The sequence below is a fragment of the Thermomonas sp. genome (assembly GCF_019104945.1).
Classification (GTDB): domain Bacteria; phylum Pseudomonadota; class Gammaproteobacteria; order Xanthomonadales; family Xanthomonadaceae; genus Thermomonas.
The window spans coordinates 1-18,744 of record NZ_JAHRWW010000008.1; the positions used below are offsets into that span (position 1 = coordinate 1).

Below are 18,744 nucleotides of genomic sequence, written 5' to 3' on the forward strand. Positions count from 1 at the left end.
CCAAGCGCTGTCGTGGTGGCCGTCGCCGTCTTGAAAATGAAACCGTACTTTGATTCTTCCAAGTGCATCGCAGTGCAGGTCTTGTCCACCTTCAGCACTCCCACCCACCACGATCGCGGTTTGGTAGCCGGGGGCCGTGGCCCTTGGGTTTAAGCGGGTGCCGGTGCCGTCGGGCAAAACGGAGCGCCAAGGCTTGTCGTGCGGGGCGGCGATAAAACGCTGCGCATAGCCGGTTTGCTCGGCTTGCGCCCATAGATCGGCCTCGTTGGGGGCAATGGGCAGCGGATTCACGGCGCTGGTGCGCTGAATACCGACCGGCAGCGTGGCGTCGAGCTGCTTGCGCACATCCACCGGCAGGTTATTGATGCCTTGATGCTCCACTTGCACCAGCAGCAGTTCGGGCAGGTCATGACGCGGGGCGTCTTGGAGAGTGAACCATGCCCCCGAACGCAGGCCACGCACCGTGCCATGGCCCCACCACGCCTGCGCCTGCGCTTCCAGCGCTTCGGCGTGCAAGGTGGCGTAATGCTGGGCGGCATTCCAACCGGAGAACGCATACGCGCCGGGGCTGTCAAAGGCTTCGCGTGCGCTCAGGCGGCCGCCACCGTCCACCTCTTGCTGGGCGGTGAGGTTTTGCACACTGCGGTAATCATCGCTGCGCAGGGTGACGCGGGTGCTGCTCAGCCTGCGGCGGTGGCCGATGCTCAGCACGCTATCGGCCTTCTCGGTGGCATCGGCACGATGGAAGCGCACGCCCGCACGATTGGCATCCGCTTGCGGCAGGCGGCGGCTATCGGCAAACACTTCCATCACATTGCCGCAGGGTGCCTCTGCATCTGCCAGCGTGCGCCAGCTGAGGCCTTCTTCCGTCAACAGACGTTGCACGAAGGCCAGATCGCTCTCGCGGTATTGCACGCAGTAGCTGCGCACCCGCCCTTCAAGAAACGCATCGCAGCCTTCGGCCCAGCGCCAGCAGGCGATCTGGGCATACTCGCCCAATACGGCGTCCACAATCTGGCGCACGCTTTGCTCTTGAAACACTCGGCTATGCCTGCCGTGCTGCAGCCACCACGTCCACGACTGCAGTTCCAAGCGGTAGCGGGCCAGCCCGCCGTCGCTGCCCACGCGCCGTGCGCCCGCTACCAGTCCGCCGCGCAACGCCGTCTCCCCGGACGGCAAGCGCGTGTGTAGCAGAGCGCGCTGGCCAAGCATCTCCCCCAAGGCCAGATCCGCGCGCGTGGACAGGACGTCCACCTCCGTGACCGCGTGTTCCCCCAAGCCGTCACGCCCCTGCCAGCGCATCACCACCGCGCCAGGCAGAAAAGAAGCCTCTAACCGATATAAACGCTGCGCGTCCTCTAGACCGGCGAGCTGCGCCATTAGGTGATTCAACACGTCCATGTTTGCCCCATGCCATCCGCCTTGAAAAAGCAGGCTAGGCCTGCCCACGGGGGAACAATAATATGACGCAAGACGTCAGTCAATGACGTTTATATTTTATAGTATGCCGTATAACGTCCATGACTTGACTGAAACTAACACTTCGCCATGTTCGATATCAACGCACTACTCGACCCCATCTCACTCAACGACCCAACGGGCGAAGACCTATCGTTCTCGTTGGAGTTCGACCGCATTCTGGAAAGTCGCCGATCCGACGACCCCACCTTAGAGCAAGGCGTTTGGCAATCTGATATCAAATCCGCCGACTGGCCCGCCGTGCGGCGCGATTGCATGAACCTACTAGAACGACGCAGCAAAGACCTGCGCCTCGCCGTTTGGCTAACCGAGGCCACCACTCGGCTTGAAGGATTTACTGGCTTTGCGAACGGGCTAGAACTCACCGCCAGCCTGTGCTTGAACTACTGGGAAGCCATCCACCCGCTGCCGCTCGATGGCGACTTGGAAGAACGCATCGGCAATTTGAGCTGGCTATTAAGTAATGCACTGACATGGATGCGCGAGACACCGCTTGTATCTGCTACTCAAGGCCAGTTCTGCCTCAATGATTTCGAATACGCGCAAACCCATCTGCAAGACAGTAAGCGCGACCACAGCCGCCCGACTGTAGAAACGCTTGAGGCCGCGCGCCGCGACACGCCGCACGAATTTTATCGCCATCAAATTGAAGCACTCGCTGCCTGCACTACCGCGCTAGATGCACTCCAAGCCGCTGCAGACCGCCACCTAGGCATGGAGGGCCCAAGCTTTAGCGCCGCACGCGACCTGCTTATCCACCTACAGCAGACCACGCAGCGTTTCGCACGCGACGCCGGAATGCTACTGAGCGAATATGCTGAAGACACCACACCCCTGCCCGCGCCCGACACAGTGCCTGATGACGCCACACTTCCCAGCAACAGCACAACCAATTCAAACACCCAAGCACGTGGGTCAGTGGGCTACCCATCTTCGCGCCAAGAAGCCTTGCAGCAGTTGCGCCAAGTAGCGGATTACTTCCGCCGCAACGAGCCACACAGCCCCGCCGCCTACCTTGCCGACAAAGCCGCACGTTGGGCCGATATGCCACTGCATGTGTGGCTTAAACGCGTCATCAAAGACAACAGCACGCTTGAGCAAATGGAAGAGATGCTCGACGTCAACGAATTAGGCGATGCCAAATAACCCACTTGAAGCGGCACATCAGCCGGTATTTTGAATCCCGGCGGAAATGCCGTTGACCGTAGAGACCAGCACACGCAGCAGCGCATCGTCTTGGCTACCGCTTGCGCGCCACTGCTTAAGCAACGACACCTGCAGCAGACTAATGGGGTCAACGTAGGGGTTACGCAGACGGATGGATAGCCGCAGCCGGTAATCGTCTGCAAGCAACTGATCACGCTGTTTGATTGCAAGTATGGCGTCGCGTGTGCGCGCAAATTCATGCGCGATCTGCGGAAAGAAAGTGGCGTGCAGAGTATCGCCGGCAAGATGCGAATAGCGTTCAAAAATCGCGATATCCGATTTCGCCATCTGCATTTCCACGTCGTCGATCATGGCGGCGAAAAACGGCCAATCGCGCGCCATTGCCACCATCGCATCAACGCCATAGGTATTGATGCCGTACTCGAGCGCCGTTCCAAGACCATACCAACCAGTAAGGCCCGAGCGGTTTTGTGACCACGAAAACACCCAGGGAATGGCACGCAGGTTCGACACCCCACCGTCGCGCCGCCGTGACGGGCGCGAACCAATATGCAGCCGTTCAATCACATCCACTGGCGTGGCTGCGCGAAAATAGGCGGTGAAGTCTGGATGTTCGTGCACGAGCGCGCGGTAGTGCGCGCGCGATACATTCGCAAGTTCCGCCGCCATCGCGCGCCATTGCACCTCGCGCGGCTCCGGTGGGCGCGGGCGCAGGCTAGCACGCAGCACCGCACCTGCGGTTTGCTCTAAATTGCGCAGCGCCAACGCACGAATACCGTAGCGGCGATGGATCACTTCCCCCTGCTCGGTCATACGCATACGGCCAGCCACCGAGCCGCGCGGCGCCGCAATGATGCCGCGCTCGGTCTTCCCGCCACCACGGCTCACCGAGCCACCGCGACCATGGAAGAACACGATCTGCACACCCGCCTGCTGCGCCACTTCAAGCAATTCCACCTGAGCGCGCTGTAGCGCCCAGCGTGAGGCCAGCACACCACCATCTTTTGCGCTATCGCTATAGCCCAGCATCACCGTTTGCCGGTTACCGCGCGCTTGCAGATGCCGACGATAAATAGGATCACCAAACAATGCTTGCATGGTGCTAGGTGCGGCTTCTAAGTCGGCCACAGTTTCAAATAGCGGCGCCACATCCAACGGCACTTCACCACCATCAACACAGCCTGCAACACGTGCCAGCGCAAGCACCGCCAGCGCATCGGCGGCATTGCGCGCCATGCTGATGATATAGGGCCCAAACGCGTGCTCACCTAAGCTTGCACGCAGCGCCTGAACGGTGCGAAATACATCCAGCGTTGCAGCCGCTGCCTCGGCATCCGGTGCGGCCACCGCACCTCCTGCAATCAATGCATGTAAATGCCCCAAGCGTTCCTGTAGTGGCAGCGCACTCCAACCTTCCATACCCAGCAACACAGCTAGCGCTTGATCGTGCACTGCAGAATCTTGACGAAGATCCAGCGCCGCCATATGAAACCCAAAACTACGCGCACGCCAAAGTACGCGGCGCAATGCAAACCGCCCCGCATGAGCCCCACGATGCCGCGCAAGACTGGTATCGATCAATTCAAGATCCGCGACAAAGGCCTTGGCGTCCGGGTACGCACCTTCCGCCCCTTCTAGCGTCGCTTGCATCCGCGCACGCATCGCCCAAAGTAGCTGCCGATAAGGCATATCCGCCAAACGCACACGCGAGCGCACAGCCCCCTTTGGAAATAAAGCACGATATTCCACCGCACGCGCCTCAATAACCGCATCCACTTCAGCATGGCCGCAACTCTGCGTCAAAATGTCGCTGAGTGCGCGCATATCGTGCAGATAACCATTCAGCGCTTGCCTGCGCTGCGCGGCTAGCGCTGCACGAATCGTGGCGGCTCCGACATTCGGGTTGCCGTCCATATCACCGCCCACCCAACTCCCAAAACGCAGCACAGGTGGCAGTGCAATACGTTGCCCGTACACAGCCTCTACGGCGTCGGCAAACGCTTCATAAAACACCGGCAACACACGGAACAGGACACCCCCCAAGTAATAGCCGATATGCTCAATCTCATCGGTGACACTCGGCTTCACCGGCGGCGCTTCATTGGTCTGCCACGCCGTGGTAAGCGATTGCCGAATGCGCGCATCATCGGCGCGCCGTTCCGGCGGCGTGCGCGTGCGGTCGATATCTGCAATCAAGCGTTCAACCGTGTCTTTTTCCTTCAGCAATAGCGCGCGCCGAACAGCCTCGGTGGGGTGCGCAGTGAACACTGGTTCGATCCACATCGCTTGCATCTGCTGCTGTAATTCATTCAGCGTGACGCCTTGTGCGTGCAATTCGCGCAACGCGGCCTCCAAGCCCCCCGGCTGCGGCGCACTGCTTTGACGTTGATAATCGCGACGCCTGCGAATGCGGTGCACACGCTCGGCTAAATTTGTTGCACTGAAGTAGGCCGCAAATGCGCGCACCAGCGGCTCTGCATCATCCAGAGGAACTTGCGCCAGCCAATACGCCAACCCATCCACTGGCTGCCCCTGCTCGCGGCGGGCAATGGCCATCTTCCGCAGCGCCTCGACCTGCTCGAGAAAAGCAGGTGAGACCTGCTCGGCCAACATCTCGCCCACCATCGCACCCAGCCGGCGCACATCGTCACGCAGCAGTACATCGGTTTTTGCAAAGGTCAACGGTTCACGCAGTGAAGAGTCTGAATGTGTCATGACTGCAGATTACCGCACTTTTGATGCAGCGCAGCAATGGTTGCATTCGTGACAAATTTCAGCCCTGTACTATTTTCCCTTCAATGGCTTCAGTAAGAGTATTCGCAAAATAGTGGGTCAACACTTCCATGCCACTCCCCATGGAATAGCTCCAATTTGCGCTCGGCAGGGGTTTTCCCGGCTTCTACAATTTCAATGAGCGGCTCCAAGAAACGCGACTCATCCACACCCTTGCTGTTATGTACCGCGCGCCGCGCCAAGCCTGCAGCCGAAATCTGCAACGCCTGCCGCGCTAATTCGCGCACCGTGCTGCCACGAAATGGCAGCTTCAACGCATGCTTGGGCACACCATCACGCAGGGCATGGCGTTCTTCCATCGAAAAATTCTTAACTAAATCCCAGGCCGCATCGAGCGCTGCGTCGTCATACAACAGCCCCACCCAGAACGCCGGAAGTGCGCACAGCCGCCCCCACGGGCCACCATCAGCGCCACGCATTTCCAAAAACTTTTTCAGCCGCACTTCGGGGAAGGCGGTGGTCATGTGGTCGTTCCAGTCACGCAAGGTGGGCAATGCGCCGGGCAGCACGTCCAGTTCACCTTTTAGGAATTTGCGGAACGATTTACCGCTGCAGTCGATGTATTCATCGTCGCGATGGCTGAAATACATGGGCACATCGAGCAGGTAATCCACATAGCGCTCGTAACCAAACCCCTCTTCAAACACGAAATCAAGCATGCCCGTGCGATCGGGGTCGGTATCAGTCCAGATGTGCGAACGGTAGCTGAGATAACCGTTGGGCTTGCCTTCGGTGAATGGCGAGTCGGCGAAGAGCGCGGTGGCAATCGGCTGCAGTGCCAGCGAAACGCGGAACTTTTTCACCATATCGGCTTCGGATGCGTAGTCCAAATTGACCTGTACCGTGCAGGTGCGGGTCATCATATCCAACCCCAAGTCGCCCACCTTCGGCATGTATGCACGCATGATTTTGTAGCGATCTTTCGGCATCCACGGCATTTCGTCGCGCCGCCATTTCGGCTGAAAGCCCATACCTAAAAAGCCGAGCTGAAGCTCTTCCGCCACCTCGCGCACTTCGCGCAGATGGGTTCCAACTTCCTTGCAGGTCTCATGAATGCTTTGTAGCTGGCCGCCGGAAAGTTCAAGCTGCCCAGCGGGCTCTAGCGTCACCGAAGCGTCATCGCGGGTAAGCGCGATCACGCGGCCATGCTCGGCATAGGGCGCCCAGCCAAACCGGGTTAACCCTTTCAGCAGTGCTTCGATCCCTCGCTCGCCCTCGAACGTCGGTGGGCGCAGGTCATCCAGCTGGAAACCGAACTTTTCGTGCTCGGTACCAATGCGCCACGCATCACGCGGCTTTTCACCAGAAGCCATCACCGCCGCAAGCTGACGGGGGTCGGTAATAGGAGTATCGCTGGCTGTGCTAGGTCCTGACATTGGCCACATCTATCGGGGAACAGTTCAGGATAGCGTGCATAAAGATGCAACACAGCACCGTGAAGACACTTTCAGCGTTTCACCAGTGCACATAATGAACGCTTATAAGTGCTTCGCGTTACTTCGCCCCACCCGCTAACTGCAGCCAGCCCGCAACAACGGCGCGTAACTCGTCCACGCCCTGTTTGGATTCACCCGAAAACAGCTGCACGCTGACGCTGTCGCCAAACGCGCGCGATAGCTCCATTTTGACCGCCTGCAGCGTATTGCCTGCGGCGCCTCGGCTGAGCTTATCGGCCTTCGTCAGCAACGCGTGCGCGGGCAGGCCACGCTCCATCGCATAGCCCAACATCTGCCGGTCGTAGTCTTTGAGCGGGTGCCGCACGTCCATCACCACCACCAGCCCGCGCAGGGCGAAACGGTCGTGGAAGTAGCTTTCAACAAACGCCTGCCAGTGCGCCTGCAGTTCTTGCGGCACCTTGGCATAGCCATAGCCAGGCAGATCGACGAGGTATTTATTTTCGTGCGGCGGGATACCGAAATACACTAGCTGCTGGGTGCGGCCGGGTGTTTTTGATACCCGCGCCAGCGCATTTTGCTGGCATAGCGCGTTCAAAGAGGAAGATTTCCCGGCATTCGAGCGGCCTGCAAAGGCCACCTCGAAACCGCCGTCGGGCGGCAGTTGGCGGGGCGTGTGCGCCGCCAGCATGTACTGGGCGCGTGCGAACGGATTAGGTGCAGCCATACCCATAGCATGACATGATGCGCGCAAAGATGGCGGGCGTTTGACCACAAAGCCCGCGACAACGATAATTCAACCGTTCAGCGGGCGATGCCCGTATCCCAATTTTGAGTGGAGTTTCCGCATGCGTCCTGTCCTTGCCCTTGCCGGTGTCGCCTGTCTTGCACTAGCCGCTGCTGCCTTTGCGCAGAGCACGGCCGTGGCCGCACCCGACAATGCCCCGGTGCAAGCCGCGCCGCTGCAAGAAAAACCAGCCAGCTGGGGCGATGCCAAAGCCGGTCAAGCCAAGGCCGGTGTTTGTGCGGCCTGCCACGGCCTTGACGGCAATGCCATGCAGCAAAACGCGCCACGTATTGCTGGCATGCCAGAGCGCTACCTTGCCGAACAGCTACACCTCTTTAAGACCGGCCAGCGTACTGAGGGCCTTGCCGCCATCATGGTGCCGTTTGCCACCTTGCTTAGCGCGCAAGATATGCGCGACGTGGGTGCTTGGTACGCCTCACAAAAAGCGGGTGCTGGCGTTGCCGACGATACCGTTATTACCAGCGGCTCTAATAAGGACCTGAAGTTCTATCAAGTGGGCGAGAAGCTATTCCGTTTTGGTGATTCCAAGCGTGGCATTCCCGCCTGCATGGCCTGCCATGGCCCGTCCGGTGCGGGTAACCCCGGCCCGGCGTATCCGTCGATCCACGGCCAAGACTCTGCCTATGTGGCACGCCGCCTCGAGGAATACCGCAAGGGCGAAACTGCGTACACCAACCCTGCGCACTTCAAGTTGATGACCTCTGTCGCCCAGACCCTGAGCGATGAAGAAATCAAATCGCTGGCCAGCTACGTACAAGGCCTGCACACACGCGAACCGGGCACCACCAAAGAGAGCATTGCGCGCTAACCCCGCGCTTCATCTCGCGTTCGCCCTCCCTGATGCATGCTGAACCGGCATGTCGCCGGAGAGAGAGTTTTCATGCGCGCTTTATTGCTATCGTTTGCCCTACTCCTTAGCACCTCGCTGCTCGCTCCCGCGCACGCCCAAGCGGCGCTGCCGGGGCTTACCGAAGGCGTGCAATATCAAAGTATTGACGGCGGGAAGCCGTATAAACAGCTGCCTCCAGGCATGGTGGAAGTGGCTGAGGTGTTTGCCTACACCTGCCCGCACTGCGCGCATTTTTCGCCCATGCTAGAAGCGTGGGCCAAACAACTTCCGGCCTACGCCAAGCTGACCCTTGTACCAGGGGTATTTAACCGCGAAGACCCATATGCGCGCGCATTTTTCTCCGCGCAGAGCAGCCAATCGTTTGCAGCCCTCCACGACCGCCTTTTTGCCGCGATCCACGAAACCGGCGAATTGCCACGCAATGCCACCAGCGAGCAGATCATCGCATTTGCTAGCCGCATTCCGGGCGTCAAGGTCGCGGCGTTCAAGGCCGCCATGCAGGACGATGCCACTCTGCTGCCGAAACTGAAAGCCTCATACGAATTTGCAGCCAACAGCCAAATTGAAGGCACGCCATCACTGATTATTGCCGGCCGCTATCGCATCCTTGGTAACAGCTATGAAGGCCTTTTAAGCAACGCGCGCAGCGTGATCAATGCGCTGGCACCCAAGAAATCTGCGGCAAAGCCTGCGGCTAAAACCCCGGCAAAGCCCGCTGTAAAACCTGCCGCGAAACCTGCGGCAGCCCGTTCTTAAACTTTCTTTCGGAAGACGCCATGACTCTGCTGCGCCCCGCGCTACTCTTGATTGGACTGCTCGCCCTGAGTGCTTGCAAAAACGAAGCCCCGGCCCCCGTCACCGACAGCACCGGTGCCGCCGCGCAGATTCAGACCTCACAAAAGGTGAGCGATGCTGATCCGGAGCAGGTAGCCAAAGCCGAAGCGATGCTGAAAGCTGCGGAAGAAGCCGCCGCCAAAGCGCCACCGCTGGTGGAAGGCACCGACTACGTGTTGGTACCGAACGGCCAGCCGTTTGACACTGCACCGGGCAAAATTGAAGTCGTGGAGTTCTTTGGCTACGTCTGCCCGTTCTGCGCCATGGTGCAGCCCACCGTGGCCGCGATGAAGTCCAAGCTGCCGCCGGACGTGCACTTCGTTTATATCCCGGCCGCATTCGGTTCGATGTGGGACAACTACGCCAAGGCGTTCTATGCCGCAGAAGCCGCGGGCATTTTGGATAAAACCCACGACGCCATGTTCCGCGCCATCCACCTCGACCACACGCTGAAGGGTGAGCGCGGCATGGACAAGCCGGAAGAGATCGCCGCGTTCTACGGCAATTACGGCCAAGACCCCAATCAATTCCTGAGTAGCATGCAGAGCTTTGCGGTGGCGTCGAAGGTCAATCGCGCTCGTCAATACATGACCGACTCGTTCAACGGCGACCAGATGAGCACGCCCGCATTCTTAGTGGATGGCAAGTACCGTGTAAAAGGCAAGAACATCGACGACATGTTCCGCATCATCAATCAGCTGATCGTTGCGGAACGCGCCAAACTGGGGAGCGCCACACCTGCAGCCGCCCCGGCGACAGAGGCCGCACCCGCAGCCAACGACGAAGCAGCAGCACACGAATAAAGGCAAGACCATGGATACCCGTCGGCTACGGCTACTCAGCGCGAATATTCAAGCCGGTTCCAGTACGCGCGGGTACCATGATTATGTGGCACGCAGCTGGTCGCACTTATTGCCTGCGGGCAATAAGCGCGGCGCGTTAGACACAATCGCTCAACTGGCTAAAACGCATGACATCGTGGGGCTGCAAGAAGCCGACCCCGGCAGCCTGCGCTCAGGCTTCACTAACCAAACCCATTACCTCGCCGAGCGTGCCGGGTTTGCCTACTGGAGCCACCAACCCAACCGCAACGTGGCGGGCGTCGCATCGAGTGCGAACGGCCTACTGAGCCGCCTACAGCCCTATTTAGTGGAAGATCACACCCTCCCCGGCCGTATTAAAGGCCGCGGCGTACTCACCGCACATTTCGGCCAGCATGACGACGCCCTCGTCGTGGCAATTGCCCACCTCTCCTTGGGCAGCCAGTCGCGCCACCGCCAACTCGACTTTATCGCCGAGCTGCTCAGCAACAGCCCCAATGCTGTCTTGATGGGCGATTTTAACTGCGATCCCGACTGCGCTGAAATGCAGTCACTCTATCGCAAGACTAGGCTGCAGCCGCCGGTACACAAGCTGGCCACCTTCCCGTCGTGGAAACCGGCGCGCGCCATTGACCATATGCTGATCACACCATCACTCACCATGACGGAAGCGCAGGCCGTTCCAGCTGCATTCTCCGACCATCTAGCGCTGTCGGTGCAGCTGGATATTCCGGAAAGCGCGCTGCACTAAGCCAGCGCGCCATAAGCAAAGCTGCTCCCCACCAGCAGCATGAACACCGCAAATATGCGTTTGAGTTTGGCTCCACTCAATGCATGCGCAAGCCGCGTGCCCCACGGCGCCGCCAGTACCGACGCGAGCGCCACGCCGATGGAAGCAGGCAAATACACATAACCCACTGCACCAGGCAATGTCAGCGCACCCGTCGGGGCCTGTAGTGCATAGCCTAACGCGCTGCCCAAACCAATGAAGATGCCACACGCAGACGATGTACCCACCGCGCGTACCGGAACAACCCTACGCCACACCAGCAGCGGCACGGTGAGGCTGCCGCCTCCAATCCCCACGATGGCCGACACCAGACCAATTCCGCCGCCCGCTGCGGTATAGCCCGGCCCAGCAGGTGGCGTAGTGCGTCCACCGTCTTGCGGCGTTTTTGAAAACAACATCTGCAGCGAAACAACATAGCAATACCCCGCCACACACCAGCGCAGCGTATTGCCATCTAAACCAATGGCGAAACGGCTGCCCAGCCAGCCCCCCAGCAAAATACCTGGCACCATCCACGCCACCGTAGGCCAGAGCACGCTGCCGCGCCGGTGGTGCGCACGCGCCGATGAGGCAGCGGTAAGCACAATACTCGCCAACGAGCTTGCCAGCGCGGCATGCATCGCCACATCCACCGGCACGCCCTGCATTGGCAGCAGCCAAGCCAACGCCGCCACCAGCACCAAGCCACCACCAATACCCAACAGCCCGGCCAATAGGCCTACGCATAGCCCCAGCAGCAGATAGATCGCAAAAAACAGCATGGCCCAATGCCTTCGTTGCATCTTGAAGAGCTTGCATGCTGGGCTATAGTGCTGCAATGCACAAGTTCGCCGCCCCCCTCCTTGCGCTGGGCCTGCTTTTGGGTCTCCCAGCCACTGCTGCGCAAACACCGCCTGCACGCGCCAACGCCAAACCCAGCCCACCGGTACTCATTCCAGTACCCACTTCCGCTTTCCGCGCTGCGTTTGAGGCCGCCACCCGAAGCGGCCTCGACGATATCGCGCTGGCCGCCTTTCGCGGCCAACCGCTGGCTGGATGGCTGGAATACAGCGCACTGCGACAACGTTTTAATACGCTTCCTCTGGAACGTGGTGATCAATTTTTGCAGCGATATGCTAACGAAGCAGTCGCGCAGCCATTTCGTCATGACTGGCTAAAAGCCCTCGCTGCGCGTAACGAGTGGCCGGCCTATCTGCGCCTGTGGGATGCCCGCATCGACGACCCCGCGCTGCGTTGCCTGCGCCTGCAGGCGCTGATGAGCTTAAACCGCATTGATCCTGCCTGGACCAGCGACGCGCAAGCGCTTTGGCGCAGCAGCGGAAACTCCTTCCCCGCACAGTGTGATCCCGTTTTTGCTCAGCTCTCCGCACAAGGTGGCCTGCCCGATGCACTGCGCTGGGAGCGCTTTGATCTTGCCGTGGATGCTGTGCAAGCCGGCGTCATGCGCAGTATCGCCAGTGGCTTTCCTGCAGCGGAGACCGCGCAGGCCAACGCTTATGCCAGCTACATCGACGCACCAGATACTGACGTCAGCACTTGGCCGAAAACCCCACGCAGCCGCAAGGTGGTCTCGGTGGCGTTAGCTAAACTCGCCAAAGCCTCACCCGACCGCGCCGAAGCCATGCTGCCCGACGTAACGGCTACGCTTGGGCTGGATGAAAACGACAAAGGTCGCGTGCTGTATCAAATCGCGCTATGGACGGTGGCCTCGTACCTGCCGCAATCGGCACAGCGCCTCGCCAACGTGCCGCTTTCGGCCTATGACGCTAGTTTGCACGAATGGCAGGCACGCGAAGCCCTTGCACGCAGCGATTGGCCCGCCGCACTTGCAGCGATCAAACGCATGCCCGAAGAGCAGCGCAGCGATTCACGCTGGCTCTATTTGGCCGCACGTAGCAGCGAGCTTAGCGGCGACATCAACAGCGCCAAACCGCTGTACGCGCAAGCGGCGCTGAAGTCGGATTTCCACGGCTTTCTTGCCGCCGACCAGCTCAATCAGCCCTATACCTTATGCCCCTGGGAACCGCTCATCACACCTACGGAACAACTAGCAATTGCAAAAGACCCGGCCATCATTCGCGCACTGCAATTATTCGCACTTGACCGCAAAGGTTGGGCAGCGCGCGAATGGAACGACGCCCTGACCCGCTTTACCGATACCCAGCGCCATATCGCTGTGGCGGTCGCGCAAGACAACGGTTGGTTCGATCGCGGCGTCTTTGGCCTGCTCAATGTGGACGGCAAACGCTACCCCAGCGAGCAGCGCCTCTACACACTGCGTTTTCCCTTGCACCATAGCGATAGCATCCGCCGCGAAGCCGCGCGCAACGTGCTGGACCCGGCATGGGTCGCTGCAGAAATTCGCGCCGAATCGGTATTTGACCCCAACGCCCGCTCCGCCGCCGACGCGCGCGGGCTGATGCAGGTCATTCCAAGCACTGGCGCGGCCACCGCTGCAAAGCTAGGCCTGCCGTGGACCGGCGCAGACAGCCTGTATGACGCCGACACCAATATCACCCTAGGCACCGCTTACTTGCGCCAGCTAATGGATCGCTACGGCGGCAAACCCTATCAAGTGATCGCTGGATATAACGCAGGGCCTGCGCCACTTAACCGTTGGCTCAGCCAGCGCCCAGACATGGATCCGGCGATCTGGATTGAAACCATTAGCTACAAAGAAACTCGCGAATATGTGGCCCGCGTGCTGAGCTTTAGCACGCTCTACGACTGGCGCCTCAACGGCGACGCCCACCGCCTCACCGACCGCATGCTGGGTAATATCGACGGCCCGCGCAAAGGCTTCGTGTGTCCAGCCGCACCCGCGATTAAAACCACCGCGCCCAAGCCCGCCGTAAAGCGTGGCCGCAGCCACCGTTCCTGAATCTAGCCCGCAAGGCACAAGACGCTGCCGCCGCGCGCGGCTACAATTCAGCTATGCGCCTATTGTTGCAACAACGCCCCGATGGCCGCGAAGCGCCGCGCTTCGTCCAACTTCAGCTTCAGCAAGACCTGCTGGGTGGCTGGGAGCTGCTGCGCGAAACTGGGCAAACGGGCGGCCGTAGCACTTTGCGCAAATCGCTTTTTCAAGATCACGCCAGCGCACTTGTCGCGCTGGAAAAAGAGCGCGACCTGCATCTGAAGAAAGGTTTTCAGCTGGTCTTTGCGCAGGGCGCTGAAGCGCCAAAATAACCTAGGACTCCATAATGAACCCACTCAAGAACGACCGTTTTTTGCGCGCACTGCGCCGTGAACCTGTAGATGCAACGCCGGTGTGGCTGATGCGCCAAGCTGGGCGTTATTTACCGGAATACCGCGCCACGCGCCAAGCGGCCGGCAGCTTTCTTGCCATGGCCAAGACGCCTGAGCTGGCCTGCGAAGTCACCCTGCAGCCGCTGCGCCGGTTTCCTTTGGACGCGGCGATTTTGTTTTCCGACATCCTCACCGTCCCCGATGCGATGGGGCTTGGTCTGTATTTTGTGGAAGGCGAAGGCCCGAAATTTGAACGCCCGGTGCGCAGCGTTGCTGATATCCAGCAGCTTGCCGTACCCGACATGGAAACCAGCCTGCGCTACGTAATGGACGCCGTGCGCTTGATTCGCCGCGAGCTGGATAACAGCGTGCCACTGATTGGCTTCTCCGGCAGCCCGTGGACGCTGGCCTGCTATATGGTGGAAGGCGGCGGCAGCGATAACTTCGGCAAGGTCAAGGCGCTTGCCCTCAACGAACCAGCGGCGATGCACCAACTGCTGAGCGTTGTCACTGATGCCGTAATCGCCTACCTTTCCGCACAGCACGCCGCGGGCGCGCAGGCACTACAGGTGTTTGATACATGGGGCGGCACGCTCTCCCCGGCAATGTATCGCGAATTTTCTCTGCCCTACCTTACCCGCATCGCGCGCGAACTGAAGCGCGACGATGCACCGCTCATTCTGTTTGGCAAAGGCAACGCGCCGCATCTTGAAGCACTTGCTGCCAGCGGCACAGAAGGGCTTGGGGTCGATTGGACGGTGACGCTGGAAGATGCGGCACGCCGCACGGGCGGCCAAGTGGCGCTGCAGGGTAACCTCGACCCAGCCATGCTCTACGGTAGCCCAGAGGCTATTCGTGCGCAGGTGCGTGCCGTGCTCGATAGCTACCGCGACGGCAACGGCGGCTCACGCGAAGGACACGTCTTTAACCTTGGGCACGGCATGTCGCCGGATATGAACCCGGACCACGTCGCCGCGTTGGTGGACGAAGTGCACCGCTACAGCGCGCGTTAAGCGCGCATCAACGCCTCCAGCGCCTGCGCCAGCAATGCGCCGGTGACAGGTTTACGCAAGAAGCCGCTAAACCCAGCGGCACTTGCCTGCTGCTCGGCTTGTGCATCCGAGCGCGCGGTGACTGCCAGCAAGGGCATTTCGACCCCTTGCTGACGCAGCGCGTGCGCCAGCGTGAGGCCATCCATCCCCGGAAGATCGAGATCGAGCAGCGCAGCATCAAAGCGCTGTACGGTCACTTCCGTAAAAGCCCCCATCGCATGCCCAACGTGAACCACACGATGCCCCTGCCCCTGTAAGAGCCCAGAAATCGCCTGCGCCACGATGGGATCGTCTTCGACCAAAAGCAGCGCAAGAGTGCGATGCTGATGATTGGGATGTTGTTCTTCAACTATTTTGCGCTCTGCTGCGGCAGGCAGCGCCGACACCGCCAGCGGAAGCTCAACAACAAACCGTGTGCCTTTTCCTAATTCGCTCTCTACACGAATTCGCCCGCCCATCGCAGCGGCTAGCTCCTGCGAAATGGCGAGACCCAGCCCGCTTCCGCCATAACGCGCAGCGGTACGCGCCCCTTCCGCCTGTTCGAAGCGGCGGAATAAGCGCTCCTGTTGTTCCGCGCTCAACCCCGGCCCGGTATCGGCCACGACAAACTGCACACCCTGCGGTTGCAGCGCATAAGACTCCAGTGCCACGTGGCCGTGGTCGGTGAACTTAACTGCATTGCCGATCAAGTTCAGCAGAATCTGCTGCACTCGCGTGCGATCACCCAGCAGTGCGGCCGGGAGGGCATCATCGACATGCTCAACGAAGGCCAAGCCTTTGCGTTCGGCCACCGGCGCCATAAGCCCAGCCACATCATCTAACAGCCCGCGCACGGAAAAACGCGCATTCGTCAATTCAAGTTTGCCTGCTTCGATGCGCGCCAAATCCAGCGCATCATTGACCAGACGCAATAAGTGTTGGCCCGCGCGCCGAATGGCTTCCACATGCCCGCGCTGCCGCTCATCCAACGGTGTTGTTTGTAGCAGCTCGGCCATGCCCAACACGCCCGTCATCGGCGTGCGCACCTCATGCCCCAGTGTGGCAAGAAAACGCGATTTCGCTTCAGACGCCTGTTCGGCCAGTTCGCGCTTATGCTCGGCCAGTTGCCACGCGTGTCTCCTGCGCAAACGCAGCCGGTACAACCATGCCACTGCCACCAATGTGAGCAGCAGCGCGAGTGTATAGGCCGCCTTCGCCCAACCGCTCCACCACCATGGCGATAGCACGGTAAACGCCAGCGCTTGCTCTTGCGCCACATTGCCCGCGCCATCGCGCGCACGGAAGCGCAGCACATAATGCCCCGGCGAAAGCCCCGTCAGCACACGATCACCTTCCGCGCCAAGCGCCACCCAGCCGCGATCAAAACCGTCGAGCTTGGCCCAATACCGATTCAACGCGGGGTCATCAAAAGCCAGCAGGCGCGCACCAAACCGAAACTCGCGGTCTTGATAGGCAAACTCAAGCCGCTTGACCAACGCCTGCTCTTGCCAACGCCCATCGCGGCGTACAGACACGCGATCTAGGCGCAGCACCGGGCGCGCAGGCTTTGGATCTTGCGCGGAGGTATCCACCAACAACAAGCTGCCGTCTGCTGCAGCCAATGCAAGCACCCCTTGCTTGCTCATCGCCAGCGCGCGGTCTTGATATTCCTCACTCGCATCACCGTCTTGCATGCCGTGGCGGCGAAACATACGACGCGCAGGATCCCAGCGGAACAAGCCTCGCGTGGTGCTCATCCACACACGATGTTTGCTATCTACATCCAGCCCCGCGGCCCCTAATGCCGGAACACCTTGGCTACTGCCAATCTGCGCCGTTTGCTGCCAATGTTCGCCTTGGCGTTTGAATGCAAACAGCCCCGCCTGACTTTGCAGCCAAAGTAGGTTTGGCCCGTCAAACGCAAGGGCAAATACACGTTCCTTTGGTAGGGTTGGTAACTGTTGAAAGCGCTTACCATCTGGGCTTAGCGTCAGCACGCCGGTGTCTGTCGCAAGGAATACTTCCCCCTTTGGCGAAAGCACCAGCGCTTCAATGTCGGCCGCGTCCAAACCACTTCCTTCACCTGCAGGAAAATTACGTAGTACCGCTCCACTATGCTGGTCGCGCTGTTGCACGCCGCCACCAGGGGCCGACAGCCAAAGCGTGCCATCGTCGGCCACTTGCACATGATCCACCTGCCCTGCTGGCGCTGGGTTTTCAGCGTCCGATTTTTTCCACTGTTTCAGCTCGCCGCTGGCGCTTAGCTGGATCAGCCCAAGCCGATGGCCGAACCAAAGATTGCCCAGCGCATCCTCGGCGATAGCAAATAGTTTCGTGCCGCGCAGCTGAGCTAGATCATCATCTGCCAGTGTTTGAATTTCACCATCTGGGCGCAGATGCTCCACCATCCCGTTGAAACCACCCAACCAAAAGCCACCGTTACGTGCAGGCGCAATCGCTCGATACAACGTGCCCTGCAGGCCGTCTTGCTCATTTTTGAAACGCGCCATCTGGTGCCAATCGGAATGCAGATAACCCAAGCCTGCACCGGCAATTGGCGCCCAAAGTGCTCCATCGGCCTGCAGCAAGAGCGTCAACAATGCGCGCGGAATATCCGTGCCTGTGCTGGCCTTCACTGGCACCGGAGGCGCCGCCCCATGCTGCAACCACAGCCCGCGCTGACTGGCGATCCAATGACCGCCATCGCGGTCGCTGGCAATCGCCATCATGGCGTTAGGCCGCTGGAACATCGGGGCCCACGCGGGTTGCCGCCATTGGTCTTGCGCCCAATTCCATACACCTGCGGCCGTTCCGGCCCACAGCCCATCGCGCTGCATGCTGAGTGAATAAATCAGCGGCTGCTCGTCTAATTCCGGCAGATTCACGGGCGTAAACGCGCCCCCTTGCTGACGCGCCAGTCCCGCATCGGTTCCTACCCAAAGCGCTCCTGCCGCATCCACCGCAAGCGCGAGCACTGTGTTCGAAGGTAGCCCGTCATGTTCCGCCGTGAAGCGCTGGAGCTTGTGATCGCGCCCCATCTTGTAGAGACCGCCATCGTAGGTGCCAAACCAAACAGTCTCCCCTTGCTTGGCAAACGACCAAATATCATCGCTCCCCAATAATGTTTGATTGCGCATCCGAATCTGGGTGAAGTGATGGCGCGTTGCATCAAGAATACTGATGCCCTGCCCCTCTACCGCCACCCACAGCCGGTTATCCGCATCCACCAGCAGCGCCTGCACATTGTTCCCCGGCAGCCCCTGCGGCTGCTGCGGATCGTGCCGCCATACCCGCACGTCCACACCGTCATAGCGCGCCAAACCGTCGGCCGTGCCAATCCAGAGATAGCCATCTTGATCGCGCACCAGTGCTTTGACTTCCGTCGAGGGCAAGCCCTGCGCGGGGCCAAGCACGCGAAACCGTGGCTTTTCTGGCACATTGGCCAAAGCACAGGCGCAAACAAACCACAGTAGGCAAAGCCAGAATCGGTGCAGCATGGGATCCCCCTCTGAAGGGTAAATGCTGGCA

General features: G+C 60.1%; 14 protein-coding genes. 8 read left to right on the plus strand and 6 right to left on the minus strand.

Translation table 11 applies throughout. The features are described from left to right. Nucleotides 1-1,401, minus strand: a 1,401-nt coding sequence (locus KUL77_RS01975) for a type VI secretion system Vgr family protein (protein ID WP_297142900.1), incomplete at its 3' end; no start/stop codon positions are given. 147 nt (nt 1,402-1,548) lie between these two features. Here KUL77_RS01975 and tssA point away from each other — a divergent pair. After that, nucleotides 1,549-2,625, plus strand: a complete 1,077-nt coding sequence (gene tssA, locus KUL77_RS01980) for a type VI secretion system protein TssA (RefSeq protein WP_297142904.1) — start codon at nt 1,549-1,551, stop codon at nt 2,623-2,625. 18 nt (nt 2,626-2,643) lie between these two features. Here the strand turns inward: tssA and ppc are convergent, their stop codons facing one another. From ppc to yihA, 3 genes are all read right to left on the minus strand, one after another. After that, on the minus strand, nt 2,644-5,361 hold the full coding sequence (gene ppc / locus KUL77_RS01985; RefSeq protein ID WP_297142907.1) for a phosphoenolpyruvate carboxylase: 2,718 nt from the start codon (nt 5,359-5,361) through the stop codon (nt 2,644-2,646). A gap of 89 nt (nt 5,362-5,450) precedes the next feature. Next, nucleotides 5,451-6,815 (minus strand): glutamate--cysteine ligase, encoded by a 1,365-nt coding sequence (locus KUL77_RS01990; protein WP_297142911.1) that lies wholly within the window; start codon nt 6,813-6,815, stop codon nt 5,451-5,453. 118 nt (nt 6,816-6,933) lie between these two features. Continuing rightward, on the minus strand, nt 6,934-7,560 hold the full coding sequence (gene yihA, locus KUL77_RS01995) for a ribosome biogenesis GTP-binding protein YihA/YsxC (protein WP_297142914.1): 627 nt from the start codon (nt 7,558-7,560) through the stop codon (nt 6,934-6,936). Nucleotides 7,561-7,681: 121 nt separating this feature from the next. Here yihA and KUL77_RS02000 point away from each other — a divergent pair, with 121 nt between their 5' ends. The 4 genes from KUL77_RS02000 (at nt 7,682) to KUL77_RS02015 (ending at nt 10,897) form a co-directional block, all read left to right on the plus strand. Continuing rightward, nucleotides 7,682-8,449, plus strand: a complete 768-nt coding sequence (locus tag KUL77_RS02000) for a c-type cytochrome (RefSeq protein ID WP_297142917.1) — start codon at nt 7,682-7,684, stop codon at nt 8,447-8,449. Between the two features lie 72 nt (nt 8,450-8,521). Then, nucleotides 8,522-9,247 carry a thiol:disulfide interchange protein DsbA/DsbL gene (locus tag KUL77_RS02005; RefSeq protein ID WP_297142922.1) on the plus strand — a complete coding sequence of 242 codons (726 nt, stop codon included), beginning with the start codon at nt 8,522-8,524 and terminating at the stop codon, nt 9,245-9,247. Between the two features lie 20 nt (nt 9,248-9,267). Beyond that, nucleotides 9,268-10,128 carry a thiol:disulfide interchange protein DsbA/DsbL gene (locus KUL77_RS02010; RefSeq protein WP_297142925.1) on the plus strand — a complete coding sequence of 287 codons (861 nt, stop codon included), beginning with the start codon at nt 9,268-9,270 and terminating at the stop codon, nt 10,126-10,128. Between the two features lie 10 nt (nt 10,129-10,138). Continuing rightward, on the plus strand, nt 10,139-10,897 hold the full coding sequence (locus KUL77_RS02015; RefSeq protein WP_297142928.1) for an endonuclease/exonuclease/phosphatase family protein: 759 nt from the start codon (nt 10,139-10,141) through the stop codon (nt 10,895-10,897). On the opposite strand, the gene KUL77_RS02020 is transcribed toward KUL77_RS02015, so the two are convergent. Then, entirely contained in the window at nt 10,894-11,697 is an 804-nt protein-coding gene (locus KUL77_RS02020; RefSeq protein WP_297142931.1) for a sulfite exporter TauE/SafE family protein, read from the minus strand. The genes KUL77_RS02015 and KUL77_RS02020 overlap by 4 nt on opposite strands. A gap of 56 nt (nt 11,698-11,753) precedes the next feature. On the opposite strand from KUL77_RS02020, the gene KUL77_RS02025 reads away from it, so the two are divergent. Genes KUL77_RS02025 through hemE form a run of 3 tightly spaced genes read left to right on the plus strand, consistent with a single transcriptional unit; the run spans nt 11,754 to nt 15,198 of the window. Beyond that, nucleotides 11,754-13,817 carry a lytic transglycosylase domain-containing protein gene (locus KUL77_RS02025; RefSeq protein ID WP_297142934.1) on the plus strand — a complete coding sequence of 688 codons (2,064 nt, stop codon included), beginning with the start codon at nt 11,754-11,756 and terminating at the stop codon, nt 13,815-13,817. A gap of 53 nt (nt 13,818-13,870) precedes the next feature. Next, nucleotides 13,871-14,125: a hypothetical protein gene (locus KUL77_RS02030; protein WP_297142937.1), complete on the plus strand. Its 255-nt coding sequence runs from the start codon at nt 13,871-13,873 to the stop codon at nt 14,123-14,125. A 14-nt stretch (nt 14,126-14,139) separates the two neighbouring features. Next, nucleotides 14,140-15,198 (plus strand): uroporphyrinogen decarboxylase, encoded by a 1,059-nt coding sequence (gene hemE, locus KUL77_RS02035; RefSeq protein WP_297142938.1) that lies wholly within the window; start codon nt 14,140-14,142, stop codon nt 15,196-15,198. Here the strand turns inward: hemE and KUL77_RS02040 are convergent. Continuing rightward, nucleotides 15,195-18,713: a hybrid sensor histidine kinase/response regulator gene (locus KUL77_RS02040; protein WP_297142941.1), complete on the minus strand. Its 3,519-nt coding sequence runs from the start codon at nt 18,711-18,713 to the stop codon at nt 15,195-15,197. The two genes, hemE and KUL77_RS02040, sit on opposite strands and share 4 nt — an antisense overlap. Nucleotides 18,714-18,744 lie beyond the last annotated feature (31 nt).

Excerpts from the sequence above, each read along its gene's own strand:
- tssA (WP_297142904.1), top strand. The coding sequence starts at position 1,549 with ATGTTCGATATCAACGCACTACTCGACCCCATCTCACTCAACGACCCA.
- yihA (WP_297142914.1), bottom strand. The coding sequence starts at position 7,560 with ATGGCTGCACCTAATCCGTTCGCACGCGCCCAGTACATGCTGGCGGCG.
- KUL77_RS02040 (WP_297142941.1), bottom strand. The coding sequence starts at position 18,713 with ATGCTGCACCGATTCTGGCTTTGCCTACTGTGGTTTGTTTGCGCCTGT.
- KUL77_RS02005 (WP_297142922.1), top strand. The coding sequence starts at position 8,522 with ATGCGCGCTTTATTGCTATCGTTTGCCCTACTCCTTAGCACCTCGCTG.
- ppc (WP_297142907.1), bottom strand. The coding sequence starts at position 5,361 with ATGACACATTCAGACTCTTCACTGCGTGAACCGTTGACCTTTGCAAAA.
- KUL77_RS02025 (WP_297142934.1), top strand. The coding sequence starts at position 11,754 with ATGCACAAGTTCGCCGCCCCCCTCCTTGCGCTGGGCCTGCTTTTGGGT.
- KUL77_RS02030 (WP_297142937.1), top strand. The coding sequence starts at position 13,871 with ATGCGCCTATTGTTGCAACAACGCCCCGATGGCCGCGAAGCGCCGCGC.
- hemE (WP_297142938.1), top strand. The coding sequence starts at position 14,140 with ATGAACCCACTCAAGAACGACCGTTTTTTGCGCGCACTGCGCCGTGAA.
- KUL77_RS01990 (WP_297142911.1), bottom strand. The coding sequence starts at position 6,815 with ATGTCAGGACCTAGCACAGCCAGCGATACTCCTATTACCGACCCCCGT.
- KUL77_RS02000 (WP_297142917.1), top strand. The coding sequence starts at position 7,682 with ATGCGTCCTGTCCTTGCCCTTGCCGGTGTCGCCTGTCTTGCACTAGCC.
- KUL77_RS02020 (WP_297142931.1), bottom strand. The coding sequence starts at position 11,697 with ATGCTGTTTTTTGCGATCTATCTGCTGCTGGGGCTATGCGTAGGCCTA.
- KUL77_RS02010 (WP_297142925.1), top strand. The coding sequence starts at position 9,268 with ATGACTCTGCTGCGCCCCGCGCTACTCTTGATTGGACTGCTCGCCCTG.
- KUL77_RS02015 (WP_297142928.1), top strand. The coding sequence starts at position 10,139 with ATGGATACCCGTCGGCTACGGCTACTCAGCGCGAATATTCAAGCCGGT.